General features: G+C 43.7%; 21 protein-coding genes. 10 read left to right on the top strand and 11 right to left on the bottom strand.

Annotation, left to right across the window (positions count from 1 at the left end; all coding sequences use genetic code 11):
* Window positions 1-8: 8 nt before the first annotated feature.
* Window positions 9-1,328 (top strand): TolC family protein, encoded by a 1,320-nt coding sequence (locus HY58_RS12725; protein WP_039132569.1) that lies wholly within the window; start codon window positions 9-11, stop codon window positions 1,326-1,328.
* A gap of 74 nt (window positions 1,329-1,402) precedes the next feature.
* A complete protein-coding gene (gene purE, locus HY58_RS12720; protein WP_052324102.1) occupies window positions 1,403-1,954 on the top strand; it encodes a 5-(carboxyamino)imidazole ribonucleotide mutase in 552 nt (183 codons plus the stop codon).
* On the opposite strand, the gene bshC is transcribed toward purE, so the two are convergent.
* Together bshC and HY58_RS12710 are read right to left on the bottom strand one after the other, a co-directional pair.
* Window positions 1,951-3,600, bottom strand: coding sequence for a bacillithiol biosynthesis cysteine-adding enzyme BshC (gene bshC / locus HY58_RS12715; protein ID WP_072037624.1), 1,650 nt, complete (start codon window positions 3,598-3,600; stop codon window positions 1,951-1,953). The genes purE and bshC overlap by 4 nt on opposite strands.
* A 95-nt stretch (window positions 3,601-3,695) precedes the next feature.
* Window positions 3,696-4,943, bottom strand: a complete 1,248-nt coding sequence (locus HY58_RS12710; RefSeq protein WP_039132565.1) for an FAD-binding oxidoreductase — start codon at window positions 4,941-4,943, stop codon at window positions 3,696-3,698.
* 64 nt (window positions 4,944-5,007) lie between these two features.
* Here HY58_RS12710 and HY58_RS12705 point away from each other — a divergent pair, with 64 nt between their 5' ends.
* Window positions 5,008-6,270, top strand: coding sequence for a sterol desaturase family protein (locus tag HY58_RS12705; protein WP_039132563.1), 1,263 nt, complete (start codon window positions 5,008-5,010; stop codon window positions 6,268-6,270).
* On the opposite strand, the gene HY58_RS12700 is transcribed toward HY58_RS12705, so the two are convergent.
* Window positions 6,208-7,725: an aldehyde dehydrogenase (NADP(+)) gene (locus HY58_RS12700; RefSeq protein WP_039132561.1), complete on the bottom strand. Its 1,518-nt coding sequence runs from the start codon at window positions 7,723-7,725 to the stop codon at window positions 6,208-6,210. The genes HY58_RS12705 and HY58_RS12700 overlap by 63 nt on opposite strands.
* Window positions 7,726-7,744: 19 nt before the next feature.
* Window positions 7,745-9,184 (bottom strand): glycoside hydrolase family 140 protein, encoded by a 1,440-nt coding sequence (locus tag HY58_RS12695; RefSeq protein ID WP_052324101.1) that lies wholly within the window; start codon window positions 9,182-9,184, stop codon window positions 7,745-7,747.
* 88 nt (window positions 9,185-9,272) lie between these two features.
* Between HY58_RS12695 and HY58_RS12690 the strand changes: the two genes are divergently transcribed.
* A complete protein-coding gene (locus HY58_RS12690; protein ID WP_052324100.1) occupies window positions 9,273-10,262 on the top strand; it encodes an MBL fold metallo-hydrolase in 990 nt (329 codons plus the stop codon).
* 67 nt (window positions 10,263-10,329) lie between these two features.
* Here HY58_RS12690 and HY58_RS12685 read toward each other — a convergent pair whose 3' ends face one another.
* On the bottom strand, window positions 10,330-10,734 hold the full coding sequence (locus HY58_RS12685) for a cytochrome c (protein WP_039132560.1): 405 nt from the start codon (window positions 10,732-10,734) through the stop codon (window positions 10,330-10,332).
* An 81-nt stretch (window positions 10,735-10,815) separates the two neighbouring features.
* Entirely contained in the window at window positions 10,816-12,129 is a 1,314-nt protein-coding gene (gene rimO / locus HY58_RS12680; RefSeq protein ID WP_039132558.1) for a 30S ribosomal protein S12 methylthiotransferase RimO, read from the bottom strand.
* A 170-nt stretch (window positions 12,130-12,299) separates the two neighbouring features.
* Here rimO and HY58_RS12675 point away from each other — a divergent pair, with 170 nt between their 5' ends.
* Window positions 12,300-12,794 carry a hypothetical protein gene (locus HY58_RS12675; RefSeq protein WP_039132556.1) on the top strand — a complete coding sequence of 165 codons (495 nt, stop codon included), beginning with the start codon at window positions 12,300-12,302 and terminating at the stop codon, window positions 12,792-12,794.
* Window positions 12,795-12,865: 71 nt separating this feature from the next.
* On the opposite strand, the gene ftsY is transcribed toward HY58_RS12675, so the two are convergent.
* The 4 genes from ftsY to rpmB form a co-directional block, all read right to left on the bottom strand.
* Complete coding sequence (ftsY, locus tag HY58_RS12670) at window positions 12,866-13,825, bottom strand: signal recognition particle-docking protein FtsY (protein ID WP_039132554.1); 960 nt, start codon at window positions 13,823-13,825, stop codon at window positions 12,866-12,868.
* A 105-nt stretch (window positions 13,826-13,930) separates the two neighbouring features.
* Complete coding sequence (locus HY58_RS19225) at window positions 13,931-14,104, bottom strand: DUF4295 family protein (protein ID WP_072037623.1); 174 nt, start codon at window positions 14,102-14,104, stop codon at window positions 13,931-13,933.
* Between the two features lie 42 nt (window positions 14,105-14,146).
* Window positions 14,147-14,329, bottom strand: a complete 183-nt coding sequence (gene rpmG, locus HY58_RS12665) for a 50S ribosomal protein L33 (protein ID WP_039132552.1) — start codon at window positions 14,327-14,329, stop codon at window positions 14,147-14,149.
* A 47-nt stretch (window positions 14,330-14,376) separates the two neighbouring features.
* Window positions 14,377-14,613: a 50S ribosomal protein L28 gene (gene rpmB, locus HY58_RS12660; protein WP_039132550.1), complete on the bottom strand. Its 237-nt coding sequence runs from the start codon at window positions 14,611-14,613 to the stop codon at window positions 14,377-14,379.
* A gap of 242 nt (window positions 14,614-14,855) precedes the next feature.
* Here rpmB and ppk1 point away from each other — a divergent pair, with 242 nt between their 5' ends.
* The 5 genes from ppk1 (at window position 14,856) to HY58_RS12635 (ending at window position 22,128) form a co-directional block, all read left to right on the top strand.
* Entirely contained in the window at window positions 14,856-17,003 is a 2,148-nt protein-coding gene (gene ppk1 / locus HY58_RS12655; RefSeq protein ID WP_082022162.1) for a polyphosphate kinase 1, read from the top strand.
* Window positions 17,000-17,917, top strand: a complete 918-nt coding sequence (locus HY58_RS12650; protein ID WP_039132548.1) for an exopolyphosphatase — start codon at window positions 17,000-17,002, stop codon at window positions 17,915-17,917. The genes ppk1 and HY58_RS12650 overlap by 4 nt, the downstream gene beginning before the upstream one ends.
* 40 nt (window positions 17,918-17,957) lie before the next feature.
* The gene (panB, locus tag HY58_RS12645; protein ID WP_039132546.1) at window positions 17,958-18,773 is read left to right on the top strand and encodes a 3-methyl-2-oxobutanoate hydroxymethyltransferase; all 816 of its coding nucleotides are present in this window, start codon (window positions 17,958-17,960) and stop codon (window positions 18,771-18,773) included.
* Between the two features lie 39 nt (window positions 18,774-18,812).
* Complete coding sequence (locus HY58_RS12640; RefSeq protein WP_039132545.1) at window positions 18,813-20,336, top strand: aldehyde dehydrogenase family protein; 1,524 nt, start codon at window positions 18,813-18,815, stop codon at window positions 20,334-20,336.
* Window positions 20,337-20,418: 82 nt separating this feature from the next.
* A complete protein-coding gene (locus HY58_RS12635) occupies window positions 20,419-22,128 on the top strand; it encodes a S8 family peptidase (protein ID WP_039132544.1) in 1,710 nt (569 codons plus the stop codon).
* A 443-nt stretch (window positions 22,129-22,571) separates the two neighbouring features.
* Here the strand turns inward: HY58_RS12635 and HY58_RS18935 are convergent, their stop codons facing one another.
* Window positions 22,572-23,312 carry an IS3 family transposase gene (locus HY58_RS18935; protein WP_082022161.1) on the bottom strand — a complete coding sequence of 247 codons (741 nt, stop codon included), beginning with the start codon at window positions 23,310-23,312 and terminating at the stop codon, window positions 22,572-22,574.
* Window positions 23,313-23,502 lie beyond the last annotated feature (190 nt).

Here is a 23,502-nt window from a genome sequence, read left to right as displayed (position 1 = left end):
ATATCTCTATGACTAGAACACTATTATTGTTTTCTCTTTTTTTTGGTGGTGTACAGGCAGTAATCGCGCAACAAACACTTACAGTTGACCAGGCGATTGCGACGGCTTTGAAAAACAATTATGATATCAGGATCAGCCGTAATGACTCCCTATCCTATTCAATAGATGAATCATATATCTATACTGCTTTTCTCCCGCAACTGAATGGTACTGCATCTAAAAACTTCACCCGAAACCAGGATTCGCTTGCCTACAGGAGCGCCTCCAGGAAAGACACAGCGGGTCTTTCAACATCAAATAGTTTGAATTTTGGCGTTCGGCTCGATTGGGTATTATTTGATGGTATGCGTATGTTCGCCACAAGGGACAGGATAAGGGAATTGGTAAAGTTTGGCGACCTTCAGGTGAAAGCACAACTCAACAATACGATCTCCCAGGTACTTGTGACTTATTTTAATATTGTTCAACAGAAACAACAGCTTAATGCCATTATAGAACAGAAAAGTATCAGCGAGGAAAGAGTTAAACTGGCAGACAGAAAGTTAATGGTTGGCCTTGGTGCAAAACCTGAATTGCTTCAGGCAAAAGTTGACCTGAATGCATTTACTTCCACTCAGTATAGACAAAATACCGTCATAGCCCAATTGAAAGAACAGCTCAATCAACTAATGGGAATCCAGTCTGGTGTTACTTATGATGTAGTGGATTCTATACCCATCAATGAGTCATTAACACTCGATGAGGTTTATAAGAATATTGACAACACCAATCCAGAGTTACAACTAGCCAAAAAGAACATTGAAATCTCGCATATAGGTTTGCGTGAAATAAGAGCAGGTTATTATCCAACGGTAAGTCTTAACTCGTCTTATAATTTTGCCCAGGTAAACAATACAAAAAACCTCAACCCTTTTGCACTACCCTACCGGCAATCAGGAGGTCTTGTTTATGGCCTAACTGCCAATATCCCCATATTTAACGGGTTTACTGTGAACCGCCAGCTTAAACAGGCAAGGCTGAATATATTCCAGCAGCAGTTGCAGTTAGACAACCAGCGCTTAATGATGGAGGTTGCTGTCAAAAATGCTTTCCGCGATTATGAGTTACAGAAGCAAAACCTGGTTCTGGAAGAAGAAAATATACTACTTGCAAAAGAAAATGTAAACATTGCCTTGGAAAGGTTTCGCCTGGGCGTAAGCACCTATATTGAGCTGCGGGAAGCACAGATAAGTTTAAATGATGGTTATAACCGACTCATCGCTGCCCGCTACAATGCAAAGGTGGCGGAAGTTGAACTTATGCGTTTGAAGGGAGAGATATTAAAGTAATTGTCAAGACCTTGGCGGGAAGAATTAATTATTAGTAAAAAAACAGTTCTTTTGTGCAAGAACTGATCAAAAACATGGAAGTACAACCACAACAACCAGTAGTCAATCCCTCATCAACACTAGTTGGAATTATAATGGGTTCCGATTCAGATCTTCCCATCATGCAGGCTGCTGCTGATATTCTTAAAGAGTTTGGGATAGGTTATGAGTTGACAGTTGTATCAGCCCATCGGACCCCAAGGAGAATGGTAGATTATGCCAGTACGGCCCGTGAGAGAGGCCTGAAGGTGATCATTGCCGGCGCAGGCGGAGCAGCTCATTTGCCTGGAATGGTTGCATCTTTAACCCCATTGCCAGTTATAGGAGTTCCAATAAAATCTTCTAATTCTATTGACGGATGGGATTCAGTTTTGAGTATTCTGCAGATGCCAAATGGAATTCCTGTTGCAACGGTTGCACTCAATGCCGCTAAAAATGCAGGTATTCTAGCAGCATCAATGCTCGGTGCTTATGATAAAAGAATTGGAGATAGTGTGGCTGCTTATAAGGCGGACCTTGAAGCTGAGGTAATCAAAAAAGTGAGCAAATTAAAGTCTGCCGGTCAGCCAAATGATTTTGACCACTAACTCTTTTGGGTGGTGGTTGCCAACTCTCTTTGCGTTGCCGGACTCTTTTCTCCCTTTACCCTGCAAAGAATAAATTTCTGTTCAAGCAAAAGTGAGTGATCATAAATATGGTTGAGAAACCCTGCACCATACTTCGCATACCAGGGCATGAAATTGTCCACTCTTTCCTGGAGTCCATTATTAGGAAATAATGTCTTTCTAATAGTTTCTATCTGCCGCGATTGGTCACTGAATTTCCTTTTTTCGGCACGCAGTAATTTTTTCTCCAGGTTCTGTAGCTGCTTTAACATCCGGGTTTCTAGTGTTGTAATATGCGTCAGGAGCGTCTTATCAACTTCTGCTCCAATCGACTTCAGGTGCTCATAAAATGCCTTTGTATCCCTTATCTCATTGGTAAGATGCACCTGCACGGCACTATCACGTTTAACCAGTTCATCCAAGAGCAACCTTTGCTCCCGGAAAAAATCTTCCGGCACAAAATCGAGTTTAGCTATACGCTCTTCCCATTGCTCTTCGATCAGTAAAAATGAATTACGCAGCACCTGCACAGGATAAGGTACTTTATAATGATGAAAAAGATCTTTTAGTTCCAGCCAGTATGCCAGTTCTCCACCCCCACCAACAAATGCAATATTTGGCATGATCATTTCCTGGTAAAGACCGCGAAGTATTACATTGGGACTAAAGCGTTCGGGATGCAGTTCCAACTCTTTCAAAAGTTCCTGCTCCGTAAACTTTATATCAGTATCCACTACATGAAAAATGTCAGCTTTTTTTTCAATCCTGTTTCGGATATCCTCGTGCAGGTAAAAAGTATTGATCTCCCGCGGATTGGCCTGTACCTTATAATTTTTTGCTAAACGGGCAGTAGTTTCAGCAACCACCTGCGAAGGTATATGCCGCAGTAAATCATCCTTAAAAACTGGCTCCATCTTTCTTTTCAATACAGCATCATCAGGAACCAGTACAACCAGCCCGAAAGAAGAAAATAATTCATTTACCAAACGGAATGTGGCTTCCTGTATACTGGAAGCCCCTATATATGCATTCCGAATAAGTTGCATAAGCTCTTTTCCATGGGGCTGAACAGATAATTCACCTTCTATACGGGCGATGAGTTTCTCGATACCTGTAGTTTTCATTCGGCCCACCGCTCCTTTCTGTTTGGTATCCCAAACCAGCTTTTCTCCATTCAAAAAGATTTTTCCAAGTTCTTCAAGGTCGGCATCTTCATTACCCAGGTAAAAAACTGGAACAAAATCATGAGCAGGAATAATTTCCCTGAAATGATCAGCTAATTTGATCACATGAATGATCTTGTAAATAAAATAAAGGTATCCTGTAAATATATTTGGCTGATGGGCTGTGCAAATAGTAAAGGTGTTGTTACTACTGATTCTTGCAATATTCAATTTTACCAATTCGGAAGTGGTGATGCCTTCATATTGTTTTTCCAGGAAACTTACAAGGGCCGCACGATCTGTAGGAAAGCTCTGCCTTGCAGCGATGGCTGCCCTTATACCCTCTTCTGAAACAGGGTGCTCATAAAAAGAACGAAGCGCTTCGCTTCCTGCTACATAATCAGTTACTATCTGGTTATAATATCCTGTCTGGGAATAATTTATTGCAGTGCTGGTACAGTCCATTATTTAAAAATTGTAGCGGATATGCGTCTTAACAGTGATGAACAATTAAAGTTATGAATTCTCTGAGCTTGTGGAAGGGTTTAACAATTCCACTACTAGTTAAAGCGCTGCGGGTCAAACGCAGTTATATCCACGGATAGTTGCTCTTCATTGGCAATTTCAGATACCAGCTTACCCGTGCCTGCCCCAAGACTCATGCCCACCATGGCGTGACCGGTAGCAATGATCAGGTTATTGAATTCAGTGCTCCTGCCAATATAAGGAAGGCCGTCGGCTGAACAGGGACGGTATCCATACCAGATATCATTCTCCGCCGGAAATGGGATCTGGAACTCAGGAAGATAAGCTTTCACCGCATCGAGTATTCCGGCCACACGTTTCATCCGGGGAGGTTCATCCAGACCGGTTATTTCCATTGTACCACCGAACCGGATCTTATTGCCATCCATGGGCGTGATGGCAACTCTTCCTTCCATCAGGATGGCGGGATGATTTAATTTATAAGGCGAATCTTCAAGTGTTACTGAATAACCTCTCCCACCCACCAGGGGTAGTTTAAGTGATAATTTTGAAGCCAGTTCCCTGCTCCAGGATCCTGTAGACAACACAACTGTATCGGCAGAATATACTCCCTTATCAGTGAGCACTTTTTGAATTCTTCCCTTGGTTTTTTCAAAACTTTTTACTTTTTCTCCCGTCTTAAAAACTACCCCAATATCACCCAGATATTTCTGCAATGACTGCATAACCCTATTCGGATATACATGTGCATCGGTCCGGAAATAGAGAGCGCCATTTATTTCTAACCTGGTTTGGGGTTCCATAGCCTTTACTTCTACAGCAGACAGCATCACTGCATCAATGCCAAGTTTCACTGCTTCCTCACAAGTGTGAATTGCATGCTGCTCCTTTTCGGGAGTCTTAAAATATTCCAGTATGCCTTTCTTTTCATAGGCCATTTCCAGTTCGGGAATTGCTTTCCAGCTTTCATAGGATCGCTGGCTTAACAGCGCTATATCCCTCAGTGGAATGGCAGCCGCTTCTACTTTTTCAGCGGTAGCACTACGGATAAATTTTATTCCCCAGTCTACCAGCGACCAGCTTAAACGAGGCTGAACATAAAATGGACTATGTGGATTTGTCATCCATTTCATACCCTGCCTGATAATACCAGGCGTTGCAAGAGGTATGAAATGAGAGGGACAGATATACCCTGCATTTCCATAACTACAGTTGTTAAGTTGATCTTCTTTTTCTATGACCGTTACTTCCCAACCCGATTGCTTAAGATAAAGTGCTGAGCTCAGGCCGATAATGCCAGCTCCGATTACAATTGCCTGCATAGTAATCAAATGTAAAACTCAAAACACAAAATTGATTTAAATTCGTAGGAAAGGATGCCGCTATATGGAAACTTATGGAAGGATATTGCTGATCGCGATGCCCGCCTTTCTGCTTCTCGTACTTTTCGAGAAATGGTATGGCTGGAGAAAAGGCTTTGATACTGTCCGCAATATGGACATGATATCGAGTCTGAGTTCTGGCATCACAAATGTGACCAAAGATGTATTGGGATTGAGTATCGCTATTATCAGCTATGGTTGGCTGGTGGAAAATCTTGCAATTGTTAGCGTGCCGGATGGCTGGATCACATATGTAGTAGCTTTCCTGGCGCTTGACCTCGCAGGATACTGGACCCATCGTATTGCGCATGAGTACAATTTCTTCTGGAACAACCATATCATCCATCATAGCAGCGAAGAGTTCAACCTGGCCTGCGCCTTAAGGCAGAGTATTTCTTCCATAGTAAAACTGTTTACCATTTTCCTCCTGCCTGCTGCTATTCTCGGCGTTCCTGAAAAAGTAATTGCAATCATAGCCCCCCTTCATCTTTTTGCCCAGTTCTGGTACCATACAAGGCATATTGGAAAAATGGGTTTCCTTGAAAAGATCATCGTTACGCCTTCCCATCATCGTGTACATCATGCACTCAATCCGGAATACCTTGATAAGAATTACTCCCAGATCTTCATTTGGTGGGATAAGCTTTTTGGAAGTTTCCAGGAAGAACGTGAAGACATTCCCCCTGTGTATGGGATCACCAGGCCCGTGCAAACATGGAACCCCATCCGCATCAATTTCATGCACCTATGGTTACTTATAAAAGATGCATGGCATACTGCAAACTGGCGTGATAAATTTCGAATCTGGCTGGCACCAACGGGGTGGAGACCACCAGATATGGAGGAAAAATATCCGGTTCATAAAATTTCTGATCCTTACCATTTTGAAAAATACGATCCTGATTCATCGCCTGCACTGCAGGCCTGGAGCTGGTTTCAGATCACAGCATGCCTCCTGTTCATCAGCTATCTTTTTGGGCATATAGCTTCAATAGGAATGCCTGCTATGTTTATTTATGGACTATATGTTTTCCTGTTGGTATATGCCTATACAGAGCTGATGGATAAACATTCTTCTGCCATAGTTTGGGAAACGATCAAGAATATACTGGGATTGGGTACCCTGTATTTCTACGGCGACTGGTTTGGGGCTTCCCGATATTCATCACTTGTTACGCCACTATTACTATTATATTTTGTAGTGTCAACCGGCATTGTTGCCTGGTTTGTTTACCGTCACCGCAGCACGGGTCCAGTCGTTGTTTAGCATTCTCCAAATTTGAAGTGGATTTGAATCCTGTAATGCTTCAGGAAGCAATGCAACGGGCCATGACTGAAAGCTTTGGGGCCGGCAGAACCTCCTGATGGCATCGGGACCAACCGCCGTAAACCGGCTATCGGTGGACGCTGGAAAGGGACCTCCATGTTGCATGCTCCAGCATACTTCCACGCCAGTGGGAACGCCATTGAAGATCAGCCTTCCACAGGTTTCAGCAATTGCCCTTGTGATAGAATCACTATTCTTTAATTCTTCTGGTGTAGCCATGATGGTAGAGGTAAGCTGACCTTCCATCTGCTTTATTACCTTAATCATCTCCGATTCATCAGAACACCTGATCACAAGCGTAAAAGGTCCAAACACTTCTTTATGTAATAATGAATTTTGAAGGAATTTTTTTGCGTCAACGCTGGCAACTGCTGCTGATCCTTCTCCATCACCAGCTACTTCAGAACTTGATCCGGCTACTTCAACACCCTGCTGTGACAATGCCAAAGCTTTATTTTTCGCATAGGCCTCAGCGATACCTGCATGCAACATTCTGGCCGGCATGGCATTTGTTATGGCATCACCCAGATATTTGATAAAACGCTGCAACGCATCATCCTCTATGCCTATGATCAATCCGGGATTGGTACAAAATTGTCCCACGCCGAGTGTAACTGAAGCAGCATACATCTCGGCGATATCCTTTGCTTCAGCAGAAAGTTTAACCGGAAAAAGATAGACAGGATTTACACTTCCCATCTCTGCAAAAACAGGAATAGGAACAGGCCTGGTTGCTGCCCAGTCAAATAATTGTTTTCCTCCTGTAAATGATCCCGTGAATCCTACGGCTTTAGTTTTAGGATGCAAGACAAGAGCCTTCCCAATATCAAACGAACGCCCATGTACATGCGAAAACACTTCTTTTGGCAGATCCGTATCAGCTATGGCTTTATGAATAACCGCAGCTACCATTTCGGATGTTTCTGCATGAGCAGGATGTGCTTTAACAACAACGCTGCAGCCGGCCGCGAGCGCTGATGCCGTGTCGCCACCGGCGGTAGAATAGGCGAAAGGAAAATTACTTGCTCCAAAAACAACTACCGGTCCAAGGGGAACCATCATCTTCCTTATATCAGGCCTTGGTGGAGTCCTGGTTTCATTTGCCGTATCGATCCTGGCATCAAGGCAATGACCCTGTTCACAGGCGTTTGCATAACTGTTAAGTTGAAATATGGTACGTGCTTTTTCCCCTCGCAACCTGGCCTCAGGAAGATTTGTTTCCCGCATAGCCACCTGTATCAGTTCATCACTGGTAGATTCAAGTGCTGAAGCGATATTGCGCATCAGGGCAGCACGTTTGGATATAGGTTGTCTTTTATATTCTTCATATGCAACCGCCGCCTTCTCCATCACTTCATTTAATTCTTCCATTGTTGCATCAGCAAATTGCTTCATGTATTCCTGTTTTGATTGACTATTGTTCGGGAATATCGTCAATTTCTTTTATTTGCTGCGCACGCTCACTGATCCAGTCGCCTGGAGGCCGGTACTGGTACTCAGGATCATCCAGTACAAGCACCCAATCCTGACCCCGGCCAAGTGTTGGGGGTGTGAGTTGGAGAAGACCCCGCCTGTAAACTGATATCCCCCGAACCATCAGGCCTATCCTCGGATCGTACCACCAGATCTTTATATCATCACTCTTCATGAAACTGGTATTCACCGTAATGGTTTTGCCAACAGGCAGGTAAACCATTGCATAATCATTATTCTTTCCCCGAAAAGCGGTGATGAAATTGTCACCTTCTTCCTGCCCCTCCTTAATAATTGATGGATCATAAACCCTTCCCATAAATGGGCGGCACTCTATCAGTTTGCGAACATAGCCTGCACTGAATGCTCCCGGCCGGTCAAGTCCATCTTTCCAATATAGACCCATTTGTCCGGCCCCGCCTGTGCCAGCGAATTGCCATACTGCCTGATTGCCATATCCTACACCAGAAGCACCGGCAAAAACAGAACGATAAGCCTGTTTCCGTACATCGTAATCAGTAAAGCTTTTACCTGCCGTATTACCAACAGGATGATCCTCAAAATTGATTCCCCCATCCAGGGTAGGTTTTGCTGAAGGCAGTTTGGTATCGCGTTCAACCCATTGCCATACCGGCAGGTCATTTTTTTCATTGCCGCCATGGATCATATTCAGGTTCAGCCATGTTTCATTATGCAGGTATTGGGAGGTACTTTTTTCACCGCTGGAGGGATAATAGGTGATAAATGCCTTATAGCTGCTACCTTCCTGTAACCCTCTTGCCATGGCCCGCCAGATAGGAAGCCAGTCGGAAGCGTCCTTCACCGGGGGGCGGTCACCACCCAATACCCAGATGATATTCTCATCGTTTTTATATCTTTCTCCAAGCCATCGCCCATAGTTATAAGCATTTCTGGATGTAAATACAGCCGGGCCGCTACCCCACCCTTCAGTTACTTTATCGCCCCATGTTGGATAGAGCGCAACAAATATGTCGCGTCGGGCAGCAACTTTTACTGTAGTATCCACCAGTTCAAAATATCTTTCATTGGGAGCATTAGGGTTCTCATCAACCAGTGGAATTGATCCATATCGGTTAAGTGTCTTCAGGCCATTGTTTTCGGCGAGGATAGCAGCCTGGATCACATTAAATCCTTTGGACTGCCGGTTTTTAAGATAAAGCCGGATCTCTTCAAAACTAAGTTTCTGGAAAATATCGAAGGCGGCATCACTGAGCCAGAAAAAGGGCATGTCTTTGGTTGTTTCCAGGAAATGCGCGTCGCCGCTAACCCGCAGTCGTCCATGGTTCCAGCCCTCCTGCGCATGTATTTGAATACTCCAGGCACACAGGATCATTAACATCAGGTATTGGATTCTCTTCATCTTCCTCAATTTAACGTGGCCAAGTTAATAATTATACCAGGCTTTGCTTATATTGAATTACGTGAAAACACCTAAAATATTGTATTAAATGCGTTCCGTTATTGACTCTCCCAACTTTAAGTCAGGTGCTTTCCGGAATCTTTCAGAAACATCCTTGATGGCAGAAGACGCCAGCTACCGGGAAATGTTCTGGGATTTTTTCAACAAACCCCCTGATTCAAGTCCGGCTGAACCTCTTCCATCCATCAAAACAAACCTGCAAAGCCTCAACAGCAGCGATCCCCTCATTATCTGGTTTGGCCACTCATCTTACCTGATACATTGCAATGGACTTAATATTCTTGTTGACCCGGTGTTCGACAGATCGGCTTCGCCGCTACCATTCCTGCTGAAAGCTTTTCCGGGAACCAATATTTATGAGACCACTGATCTTCCCCAATTTCACTACCTGATAATAACTCATAACCATTACGACCATCTTAATAAGTCCACCATTAAAGCTATGGCCCCTTCCCTGAAAAAAGTTATTGCACCATTGGGCTTATTCAGGCAATTGAAAAAATGGGGAATAGATAAAGCCGCAATAACAGAATTAGACTGGTGGGAAGATCATAAACCTGAAGATCATGTCAGGATCATCGCCACCCCTGCCAGGCATTTTTCCGGAAGAGGGATCAAACGAGGAGGCTCACTATGGAATTCATATTGGCTTTCCCTTTTTGGAAAATCAATTTATATAGGGGGTGATTCTGGATATGACTCTCATTTCAAAACAATAAGAGAAAGATATGGTGCCACAGATCTGTCTATTCTGGAATGTGGCCAGTACAATACCGCATGGCCTCATATTCATATGATGCCGGAGGAGGTGGTACAGGCTCATCTTGACCTTGGCGCAAAGGCACTGCTGCCGGTGCATTGGGGTAAATTCGCGCTTGCCTATCATGGATGGAAAGAGCCGGTGAACAGGGTGACTGAGGCTGCGAATAAAGCAGGGATCCTGATCACTACTCCCATAATAGGCGAACCGCTGATCATTGATAATATATACCCTTCAGCGCGCTGGTGGGAAATTTAAACGGAAGGCATCAGCGCACTTGCAAAGCGGGAGGCGCTTAAGCATGCTTGTGGCAAATAAGAAAAGTTTAATTTCTTTTTGCCTTAACCATTGCAGGAGTGATGAACTCCTTGTATTTATTCCCCCAGCTATTTGTTATATAATTTACCACATCGGCGATCTCTTCATCAGGCAGGTAACTCTGCTCAGGCATAAGGTTGTGATATACCTTACCATTTACTGTAATTTCCTCATGTTGCCCTTTGAGAATGATAGTGATAGCACGTTTCGGATCCTTCATCAGGTAATCCGCTTTAGCCAGCGGGGGAAATGCATCTTCAACACCCGCGCCATTTTCCATATGACAACCCTGGCAGTTTGCAGTGTAAACCTCCTTCCCTCTTGTTATACTTTGTGCCTTCGGATTCTGCATGAATGAACTTGCCATCAAAGCCAAAAGAACTACTAACCCTGACAAAATAAATATTTTCATAACCTCAATTTACAGATCTTACCTCTTACTTCTTACTTCTTACTTCTTACCTCTTACTTCTTACCTCTGACCTCTTACCTCTTACATTTCCACCACGTCTCCCTCCAGGTCATAATCAAATGCTTTTGTGATTCGCACCATTACAAATTCCCCGATGGGCAATTTCTTGCCCGTATTAATCACAACTTCGTTATCAACTTCCACACTGTCAAATTCAGTACGTCCAAGATATCGGCCCGCTTCTTTCTTATCAACGATTACTTTTAAAACCTGGCCTACTTTCTCCTGGTTTTTTTCAAGACTGATTTCCTGCTGTACTTCCATGATCTCCTGTGCACGCGCTTCTTTTTCTTCGGCAGGAACATTATCCCCCAAACCATGTGCACTTGTATTTTCCTCATGCGAATAGGTAAAAATACCAACCCTGTCGAAACGCATACGACGAAGGAAATCTTTCAATTCTTCAACATCCGCCCTTGTTTCACCTGGAAAGCCGGCAATTAGCGTTGTACGTATACATATACCGGGAACTTTTGAACGAATGTCTGCAATCAATAACTCCATTTCTTCGCGGGTTATCTGACGCTTCATTGCTTTGAGCATATTATTGGAAGCATGCTGCAAAGGCATATCAAGATAGTTGCAGATGTTTTTCCGCTCACGCATTACATCAAGCATCTCAATAGGAAACCTGGATGGATAGGCATAATGCAGACGGATCCATCCAAGTCCCTCCACATCAGCAAGTTTATTCAACAGTTCATTCAACTGTCTTTTCTTATAAAGATCCAATCCGTAGTAAGTTAGTTCCTGCGCAATAAGCATTACTTCTTTAACACCCTTCCTCACTAAGCCTTCCGCTTCTTTCACCAGTTCTTCAATTGGCCGGCTAACGTGCGCGCCACGCATCAGCGGGATGGCGCAGAAGGAGCAGGTACGATTACATCCTTCTGATATTTTAAGATAGGCATAATGGCGTGGAGTGGCCAACATTCTCTCTCCCAGTAGCTCAGCCTTATAATCAGCCTCCATTTCTTTAAGGATAAGGGGCAGTTCCATGGTACCAAACCATGCATCCACTTCAGGGATCTCTTTTTCCAGATCATCTCGGTAGCGCTGGCTGAGGCAGCCTGTAACATAAACTTTATCAAGTTTACCTTTTTTCTTGAGAGAAACCTGGTCTAATATGGTATTTACAGATTCTTCTTTTGCCTTATCGATAAACCCACAGGTATTGACTACCACTATATTGTGGTCAAGCCTGGTATTCTCATGTACAACGTTAATATCATTAGCCATGAGCTGTCCGCTCAGCACTTCACTATCCACCATATTTTTACTACAACCGAGCGTGATGATATTAACCTTGTCTTTCCTCAGTGTTCTAACTTTCATGCAATTCTAAAATTGGCTGCAAAGGTAACCAATTTCATTGGTGGGATCTACCTGATTGAATCATATTATAACCCATAAAATATAGAATATCATACAATTAATGACCTCATAAACCGTTATTGGGGAATATTTGGCACAATTTTTTTAACACCTCTTTCAAAACCACTGATATGAAAAAATGGATAATGGCATTGACTGTTGTAGCAGGAATGGCGTTGGCCCAGGATGCGAGCGCACAAGCAATGGGAAGTGATTACCGAACAGCACTCGGTGTGAAATTTTATCCGGGTGCATTAACCCTAAAGCATTTTACCGGTAATAACCGCGCATTGGAAGGTATTGCTTCTTTCTGGAGGCATGGTTTCCGTTTTACTGGCCTGTACGAAATTCATGGAGACATTAATGGGGCTCCCGGATTAAAATGGTATGTTGGTCCTGGTGCACATATTGGTGTTTACAACAAGGGCTGGTATTACAGGGATGACCGTAATAAGTATTATGATGATGGTGACATGTCATTTGGTATTGATGGGGTACTCGGACTAGATTACAAGATCAAGGGAGCACCTATCAACCTGAGCATTGACTGGCAGCCATATTTTGAAATCGCCAAGTATCCGCATTTCGGAAATTGGGGTGGTTTCGCAATACGTTATACTTTTTAATTCAGCGCCTGATAATGAAAAGTAAATGCCCCAGCTGTGGGGCATTTTTATTTATAAGATTATAAAGATTTCTATCCTAAAGAGAAAAGACTGTCTACAAATTCATGTTTATCGAATACCAGAAGATCTTCCATTTTCTCACCCATGCCGATGAATTTGACCGGAATTTTAAACTGGTTGGCAATGGCAAGCACAACACCACCTTTTGCGGTGCCATCAAGTTTAGTGATAGCTATAGCAGTAACGTCAGTAGTTGCTGTGAAGTGTTTGGCCTGCTCTAATGCATTCTGGCCGGTAGAACCATCCAGTACAAGTAAAACTTCATGTGGGGCATCAGGGATAACCTTTTGAACAGAGCGGCGGATCTTAGCAAGTTCTTCCATAAGGTGTGCCTTGTTATGAAGACGCCCAGCGGTATCAATAATAATTACTTCTGCTCCGCGCGATACTCCGCTTGCTACTGCGTCAAATGCCACTGCTGCGGGATCAGAGCCCATAGCCTGCTTAACAATGGGTACACCCACCCTCTCACTCCAGATAGTAAGCTGGTCAACTGCTGCTGCCCTGAAAGTGTCGGCAGCCCCGAGTAATACAGATTTACCAGCTTTCTTGAAATTATAAGCGAGCTTGCCAATGGTAGTGGTTTTACCAACACCATTTACACCAACCACTAATATCACATAAGGTTTTGATGGCAATGCAGATTGGAAAGAATAACTATTGCTTTCAGGCGCATCAACAAGGACACCACGGATCTCATCCTGCAAAATTCCGTTGAGCTCTGATGTATTCAGATATTTATCGCGCGCTACTCTTTTTTCAACCCGGTCTATGATCTGAACCGTTGTATCAATTCCCACATCAGCACTTACAAGTGCCTCCTCCAGACTGTCGAGTACTTCTTCATCAACGGTTGTTTTTCCTGCTACTGCCTTAGTGATCTTGTTGAGAAAACTTTCCTTTGTTTTCTGCAATCCCTGGTCTAGTGTTTCCTTTTCCTTTTTGCCGAATAGCTTATCAAAAAATCCCATTGCCTGTAAATTATTAGGATAAATAAATGTTATACGGGATAAAACAGAAAAAGCTGTCCGGTATAATACAGAACAGCTCAAAAAGAGTACCAATGGAACCCTTAATTATTTTTCACCCAGGAAATCCTTGATCTTCTCCTTGTGCACGATCGACTCCTTAAAGGTGTATGCACCAGTCTTGGGACTGCGAACAGCTTTGATGACTTTAGTCCAGTTCTTAGCTTCTGCTGCTGCCTTCTGGTCTTTGGTCTTGATCGCCGTTTTTGCTGCTTTTGCCATTGTATAATGAATTAGAAAATGAGTAAATCAGGTTGACGCGTCTTACTTGATCTCTTTATGTACAGTTACCTTCTTCAGGATTGGGTTGTACTTTTTCAACTCCAGACGCTCAGGAGTGTTCTTTTTGTTCTTGGTAGTGATATAACGGCTTGTACCCGGCTGACCACTTGTTTTGTGCTCGGTACATTCCATAATCACCTGAACTCTGTTACCTTTCTTTGCCATTGTTGATCGGTTTTATAGTTACCCGCGGTTAGGCGGACTACTCTAATTTAGATTTTCGCTCCTTTCGCTCTCAGGTCCTTCACAACTGATAAAAGACCATTCTTGTTGATAGTACGCAGTCCTTCTGCAGAAAGCTTAAGTGTGATCCACTTATCTTCTTCTGCCAAATAAAAGCGCTTCGTCAAAAGGTTCGGAAGGAACCTGCGTTTTGTTTTAATATTCGAGTGAGATACGCGGTGACCAGTGATCGGCGTCTTACCCGTAACCTGACATACTCTAGCCATGACTGTCAAAATTTAGGACGGCAAAGGTAGGAGAAATTCCCGTAATTAAAAATTCATTTCTGCAATTTTTTCCAGCCGCGCGGCAAAGATAATGCATGCTTCCTTCTTTTACCTTTTCTTATTATGCTTTGGTTACATATTCCGATTTCTCTATTCCCGATTCCCCATTGCCAGCTTTTGCCTAATTTCAACTATCCGCAGCCGCCCCCTTCAAGGGTTTTAAATGGCTGATAATGATTCACATGGATGGAAAAAGAAAAACAATTGCGAGGGATATCAGCTGGTTATCATTCAATGGCAGGGTATTGCAAGAGGCAGCCGATGCTACTGTTCCCCTTCGTGAAAGGATTCGTTTCCTGGGAATATTCTCTAATAACCTGGATGAATTTTTCAGGGTTAGGGTAGCCACCCTCAGGAGAATGATTGAACTGGGTAGCAAAAAAGTGCGCATTAATATGCACTTAGAGCAGGCCCCGGAAAAGATCCTGGAAGATATAATGATCACTGTGCTGCAGCAGCAGAATGAATTCAACCAGATCTGGGAGCAGATCAGGCGGGAAATGGAAAAGGAAAAGATCTTTTTCATCAACGAAAAACAACTTAATAAAGAACAGCGGGTATTTGTGAAACAGTTTTTTGAAGATGAGGTGAGGGTCAATACTATTCCGCTCATGATCGAACATATTCCGCAACTGCCATATCTCCGCGATAAATCCATTTACCTGGGAGTTTTGATGAGCAGGAAAAGCAGTCAATTTGAGCAGAAATATGCACTTATTGAAGTGCCTACCAAAGCACTTGGCCGGTTTGTTCAACTACCTGCTCCGGCTGGAGAAAAGCATATTATACTTCTGGAAGATGTGATCCGCTTCAACCTCCCGGCAGTATTTTCCTATTTCGGATATGAAAGATTTGAGGCATGGGTTTTCAAGGTTACAAAGGATGCTGAGATAGATATTGATAATGATGTAAGTACTACCCTGATCCAAAAAATAGAAAAAGGCGTTAAGAACCGTCGAAAAGGGAAACCAGTTCGTTTTGTATATGATAAGGAGATGGATGCAACACTCCTTGAATACCTGATGCGCAGGATGAATCTTACGCGGAAGGACAATCTCATACCCGGAGGAAGGATCCATAATTTCAAACATTTTATGGATTTCCCCGATATTTTTCAAAGGCGATCACAAAGGAAAAAGCCTTTCCAGCACCAATTGCTTGCTGGCACAGCAAGGGTTACGGATGTTATCCTTGAAAAAGATATCCTGCTCAGTTTTCCCTATCATTCATTTAACCCGGTAATTGACCTGCTCAGGGAATCAGCTATTGATCCGGATGTTGTATCCATAAAAGTTACAGCCTACAGACTTGCGGAAAATTCAAGGATAATCAATGCCCTTATCAATGCCGTTCGGAATGGTAAGCAGGTAACGGTAATGATTGAACTAAGAGCTCGTTTTGAAGAAGAAGCCAATCTTGAATGGAAAGACAGGCTGGAACTGGAAGGAGTGAAAGTACTTATCGGCATACCGAATATGAAAGTGCATGCCAAAGTATGTATCATTCGCAAGAGGATCCAGAACCGCACCATTCAATATGGATTTGTAAGCACGGGCAATATGAATGAGAGCACGGCAAAAGTTTATGGTGATCATTGCCTTCTGACCTCACACAGAGGCATTATGGCCGATATCAACCGGCTCTTCCTTTATCTTGAAAAACATAGGACACAACCTGATATTTTAAAAGGGTGTAAAACACTTCTACCCTGCCCACTTATTCTCCGCAGAGAACTACTTAAGCTGATTGATGCTGAGATAAGATTTGCAAAAAAGAAAAAGCCTGCAGGCATACTGCTCAAGATGAATTCCCTTTCTGATGAAACGCTTATTGAAAGACTCTATGAAGCAGCACGCGTGGGGGTCAAAGTTCAACTCATTGTAAGAGGGATATTCTGTATGTTTTCAGAGAGTAAAAAATATAAACGTCCCATCAAAGCTATCAGCATCGTAGATGAATACCTGGAGCATGCAAGGGTATTCATTTTCCACAACGGAGGCAAAGAGAAAGTTTATATATCTTCGGCAGACTGGATGGTGCGCAACCTCGATCACCGTGTAGAGATCACCTGCCCGATACTTGATGAAGACCTTAAGAAAGTGTTGAAGAATATGCTTTCCATCCAGCTTAGTGATAATGTAAAGGCGAGGATCCTTGATAATTCACTTCGCAATAAATATGTTAGAACAGAAGGCAATAAGGTAAGGAGCCAGGTAGAACAATACAACTACCTGCAGGCTAAACTGACGAAAATGATTTTGCAGGCCAACCCATTAACGGAACCTGTTATTTATTCAAGGTTAATTGATAAAACCGAAACAACAAATTGAGATTAGCCGCAATCGATATAGGAAGTAATGCCGCCAGGTTACTGATCACTGAAGTGGTACAGGATGCCGATGGTAAAGACAGGTTCAATAAACTAAACCTGGTAAGGGTGCCCTTGCGTTTGGGATTTGATGTGTTTGAAACACAGACCATCTCGCCTGAAAAAGAAGAACATATCATCAAGACCATAAAGGCGTATCGGGCGCTTATTGATGTTTACGGTGTTACGGAATACATTGCCTGCGCCACCTCGGCCATGCGCGATGCAAAGAATGCAGCGCCAATAATAGAGCATATAAAAAAAGATACCGGGATAGAAATCAAAGTTATCAGTGGCGATGAAGAGGCTTCCTTTATTTATGAGAATCATATTGCTGAAAACCTCGATAAGGATCACTCCTACCTATACATTGATGTAGGTGGAGGATCCACTGAACTAACTTTTTTCAGTGATGGTCAACTTGTATTTAAACAGTCCTTCAATATTGGCACCATCCGGCTGCTGAAAAACCAGGTGGAAGAAAAGAAATGGGATGAGATGAAAGACTTTATCCGCAGTAAGGTAAAAGGCTTTAAAGAGATCACCTGTATTGGCTCGGGCGGCAATATCAACAAGGTGTTTTCAATGTCTAAGAAAAAAGATGGTAAGCCATTGCCTGCAGAGCTGTTGAAAGATTATTACAAGGAACTGAGTAGTTTTTCCGTAGCTGACAGGATGCGTATCTATAATCTTCGGGAAGACCGTGCTGATGTGATTGTACCTGCACTTAGTATATACGTGAATGTTATGCGTTGGGCTGATGCCAAAGAAATCTATGTGCCTAAGATAGGTCTTGCAGATGGTCTTATCCATATCCTTTATGAGAAGATCAAAGGGGAAAAATTAAAAAGATCAAGGCCTGCGGCAAAGTCCTGATAAGTTTCATAACACATTTTAAATTCATCAAAAGTTTTACATGTCTGTTCATACCGAGGTAAAAAAAGTAACTACCAATACATTGCTCAAAATGAAAGCGGCTGGTGAGAGGATCTCCATGATCACTGCCTATGATTTTTCATTTGCCCGTCTTTTTGATGCAGCGGGAATAGATGTGATATTAGTAGGCGATTCGGCCAGCAATGTTATGGCCGGTCATGAAACAACGGTGCCTATCACTATTGAACAGATGATCTACCATGCGCAGTGTGTGGTGAGGGGAATTGACCGATGCCTGGTTGTTGTAGATCTGCCTTTCGGAACATATCAGTCGAACCCCGACATTGCCCTCGCCTCCGCTATCAGGATGATGAAAGAAACCGGAGGGCATAGCATTAAACTGGAAGGCGGTGAAGAAGTTGCTGAGAGCATTCGCCGTATAGTAAGGGCAGGAATACCAGTGATGGGTCACCTTGGACTTACACCACAATCGATCTATAAATTCGGAACCTATACTGTTCGTGCCAAAGAAGAGGAAGAAGCAGAAAAGCTAAGAAAGGATGCCCTTCTCCTCCAGGAAGCCGGCTGCTTCGCTATTGTACTGGAAAAAATTCCTGCACAACTCGCCAAAGAAGTTTCTGAAAGTCTGCATATACCCACCATTGGCATTGGGGCCGGTAAATTCTGTGACGGCCAGGTTCTCGTAATGCATGATATGCTTGGTATCAATAACGATTTTAATCCCCGTTTCCTGCGCAAATACCTCAATATGCATGACCAGGTGATTGGTGCGGTGCAGCAATATATTGAGGATGTGCGTAGTCATGATTTCCCGAATGAACAGGAGCAATACTGAAACCTAAAGCGTACATTTGACGGCTAAAAAATAGCCGTCATGGAATTTCTCAAAGCACTGGGAATAGAAGGTCTTAACAAAGGCACTTCTACAGGATCAGAATGGATAGAATCAAAAGGAGAAAATATCATTTCCTACTCCCCTGCCGATGGTAAAGAGATCGGAACAGTCATTTCAACCACCCGTGAAGAATACGACCAGGTCATTGAAACTGCCCGCCAGGCATTTCTGGAATGGCGTAAATGGCCTGCACCACGCAGGGGTGAGATCGTTCGGCAGATCGGCGAAGCATTAAGAGCAAACAAAGAATCACTCGGGCAACTGGTTTCCTATGAAATGGGAAAAAGTTTGCAGGAAGGTTTGGGTGAGGTACAGGAGATGATCGATATCTGTGATTTTGCTGTTGGACTGTCAAGGCAACTCCATGGACTCACCATGCACAGTGAAAGACCCAGCCACAGGATGTACGAACAATGGCATCCGCTTGGCATTGTGGGGGTGATCAGCGCCTTTAATTTCCCAGTTGCTGTATGGAGCTGGAATGCTATGCTGGCCTGGGTTTGTGGTAACGTTTGCGTGTGGAAGCCATCAGAAAAAGTTCCGCTATGCTCTATCGCCTGCCAGAATATCGTAAATGAGGTATTCAGTAAAAATAATGTTCCTGAAGGAGTAAGTTCAATTGTTAATGGAGGCCGCGAATTAGGTGAATGGTTATCCCATGACAATCGTGTTCCCCTCATTTCTGCCACAGGTTCTACCCGCATGGGAAAGGCCGTTGGTGCTGCCGTGGGTGCCCGTTTAGGAAAAAGCATCCTGGAACTCGGTGGTAATAATGCCATCATAATTTCGAAAGACGCTGACCTCGACATGTCACTAATTGGAGCTGTTTTCGGGGCGGTTGGAACAGCAGGTCAGCGTTGCACTTCAACCCGCCGGCTTATCATTCATGAATCGGTTTATGACAGCTTTAAGGAAAAACTGGTGAAAGCCTATGGCCAGTTGCGTATCGGTGATCCCCTCAACCAAAATAACCATGTTGGTCCGCTTATCGATAAGGATGCTGTAAAACAATACCTTGAATCAATTGACAAATGCAAAGCTGAGGGTGGCAACTTTATTGTTGAAGGTGGTGTAGTTGAAGGCCCGGAATTTGCAAGTGGATGTTATGTGAAGCCTTGTATTGCAGAAGCAGGCAACCACTTCAGGATCGTACAACATGAAACCTTCGCTCCTATCCTGTACATCATGAAATATAGTACCCTTGAGGAGGCCATTGCCTACCAGAACGGGGTGCCGCAGGGATTATCTTCGGCTATTATGACGCTTAACCTGAGAGAGGCAGAACTGTTTCTTTCACAGGGCGGCAGTGATTGTGGAATAGCTAATGTTAATATTGGAACCAGCGGTGCTGAGATTGGTGGGGCATTTGGCGGAGAAAAAGAAACTGGCGGCGGCAGGGAAAGCGGCAGTGATGCCTGGAAGGCCTATATGCGCCGGCAAACCAATACTATCAATTATGGAACCAGCCTTCCGCTGGCCCAGGGAATAAAGTTCGACCTTTGATAAAATGCAAAAATTATTGGATCGGTAAACTATTTTTTCAAATTAAGCGTCTCTTTGTATTAGTAAATTAAATATTGACTGCATGAAGCAATTTCTCCTACTCCCTGCCGGGATTCTTCTCGCCGCCCTCAGTGTGGGACAGGCATCCGGACAGGGCAGCACCGCCCCCGTGAAAAAAGATCTCCCTAAAGGCTGGCATCTTTCCGACAAGGAAAAAGATGGTTTTTATGGAATCAGCCTCGATAAAGCCTATGAATTTGTTAAAGGCAAGACTTCTAAAACTGTTGTTGTTGCCGTAATTGATTCAGGTATAGATACCCTGCATGAAGACCTTAAGCCCGTGCTTTGGGTGAATTCGAAAGAAATACCCGGTAATGGTATTGATGATGATAAGAACGGTTATGTAGATGATGTACATGGCTGGAATTTTTTGGGTGGCAAAGACGGCAGAAACGTTAAGAAAGACAGCTATGAGGCAGCCCGTGTATACCATAAAGGCAAGGCAAAATTTGACAAGCCCGATATGGATGCAAATAATCTCAATAAAGAAGAACAGGAAGAATATGCCATGTGGCTTAAGGCGAAACTGAAAGTGGAAGGCGATGCCGGTGGCGGCGGTGCTGACCTTGTTTTCATGAAACGCGCACTGGAAAGCAGCTTGAAAAATGACAGTCTGGTAAAACAAGCAATGGGTAAAACCAGCTATACCGGTAAAGACCTTGAAAGTTTCTCCCCTTCCACTCCGGAAGGACAGAAAGCAAAATCAGGTATGCTCTATATCCTGAAAGCTTTCAATATGATGGAAACCCCTAATACTGAATTCCTCGAAGGCTTTGAAGATTATGTGAGTGGTGAAGAAAGAAAGAAAGAGGCGATGGATAAGGCGCCCGAAGACTATCGCGGTGAGATCGTGAAAGACAATTATTATGATTTTAATGACCGCTATTACGGCAATAATGACGTGATGGCAAATACTCCCTTCCATGGTACACATGTGGCCGGAATCATTGCCGCAAAAAGAAATAATGGCCTTGGAATGGATGGTATAGCAGACAATGTTCGCATTATGGCCATCAGGGCTGTTCCGGATGGTGATGAGCACGACAAAGACGTGGCCCTTGCCATCAGGTATGCAGTGGATAATGGCGCCAAAGTGGTAAACATGAGCTTCGGCAAGAGTTTCTCCCCTGAAAAGAAGTGGGTTGATGAAGCAGTAAAATATGCAGCCAGCAAAGGAGTTCTCCTTGTGCATGCGGCAGGAAATGATGGTTCCAATGTTGATTCGGTAGATAATTTTCCGAATGCAATGCTAAAGCATCTGGGCGAGCGTGCATCCAACTGGATCACAGTGGGTGCCAGCAGTGATCCGCTAGCAGAGCCCCAGTTTAAAAGTGTAACAGCTTCCTTCTCCAATTATGGTAAAACAGAAGTGGATGTTTTCGCTCCGGGTACCAAGATCTACTCTACTATTCCCGGCGGTAATACCTATGGCAATGCACAGGGAACCAGCATGGCTTCCCCTGTTGTTGCAGGTGTAGCTGCATTCCTGCTGAGTTATTTTCCTACCCTCACCCCTGAGCAGGTGAAGATGGTGATCGAAAAATCAGCTACCACACCTGATATAAAAGTGAAAATTCCAGGTACAGATGAAATCACTGACCTGGCTTCGATAAGTAAATCAGGTGGGTTACTGAACGCATATGAAGCAACCAAACTGGCTGCTACCTTAAATGCTACAGCACCAACTAAAATCACTCCTAAATCAACCTTGAAAAAGGGCAATAAAGGATAGTGACCGCACAAAAAAATGTCATTCATGCCCGCCCACCGGCGGGCATGTTGTTTTAAAGGAGTGAATGCTGCAAAAACAGGTAATTCGTGCCATACGGGAGGTATCATTCGTGACAGTCCACCTGGGTTTTCCCGTACTCCCGCCCGGGTTTTTATAGGGTTTTCATAGGGTTTTTAAGGACTACCTAGGCATTCCCAAGGCACTCTCAAAGGACTTTGACCCGGGTCGTGTCTGATCCTAAAAAAACTATGTCTGATCCTAAAAAAACTATACAATTGTGAAGATTAATCCTCGTATTACTATACACCCTAAAAATCACGTACTTATATAGCTATACAGGGTGAAGTTTTAAGTACTATTATAGCTATACATCTAAAAACTCAAGTACTAAAATAACTATACAGGGGGAGATTTATTCATTGGCTGGTAAATTTTAGTAGGGGTTAAGGTTCTGGAGTTGTTTGCACTTTCTCGAACTTCTTCGCTTTCCACTTTCGCTTTAGTTTGCCAGTTACACTATGGGCACTGTCAGGAGTGAGATCTTCAATGCTGGAATGAGGTCTGCGATGGTTGTAGGAATAAATGGAACGCTCCACCACTTCACTGGCTTCCGCGGCAGTAGCAAAGGTCCGCTTCAGGTCATAGGTATTTTTTAATATTCCATTCAACCGTTCGGCCACGGCGTTCTGGTAGGGATCCCCGTTTTCTGTCATGCTGATATCAATATCATACAACTGCAGTTCTTCCACATAGGCATCGCAACAGTATTGGATACCCCGGTCGGAGTGATTAATAAGCCCCGCAGGCTTGTGGCGCAGATTGCCAATGGCCATTCGAAGTGCAATCAGGGAACCTTCGGCTTCCAGGGTTGGATAAAGACAATACCCAACAATCCTGTGAGAATAGGCGTCGGTTACCAGGGACAAAAAGCAGAATCGCTCTGCCACGCGTATATAGGTAATATCGCATACCCATAATTGTTCTGCTTGCAATACCTCCAACTCTTTTACTTTATTGGGGTATTTGCGGTAACGGTGGTTGGAGTCCGTAGTAGAGATATACCGTTTTTTGCGCTTGCACAACAGCTTGTGCTTGCCCCTGAGCGCATGCAGGCAACAGTTCCACAATGACCTGCTCATCATCCCACCGCTCTTGCTTATGCCATAGCATATCATAATACGCATGCCGGGTTTTACCAAACAGCTTACACAGGCGGCCGACGCCCACCCGCGTAAGGGATTGATGCAATTCCATTACTGTTTGGTGCCAAACTTTTTTCGGATGGGAAAATCATACTGCTGCTCGGCCAGGTCGATCATGGTTTCCAGGGCAGTAATTTTTAGCTTTAGTTCATTCATCTGCTGCAAGAGCACC

Origin of the sequence: Flavihumibacter sp. ZG627 (assembly GCF_000814325.1) — a bacterium.
Taxonomy (GTDB): domain Bacteria; phylum Bacteroidota; class Bacteroidia; order Chitinophagales; family Chitinophagaceae; genus Flavihumibacter.
Note: the sequence above shows the minus strand (reverse complement) of the source record. Positions and strands in the feature narration are given on the sequence as shown.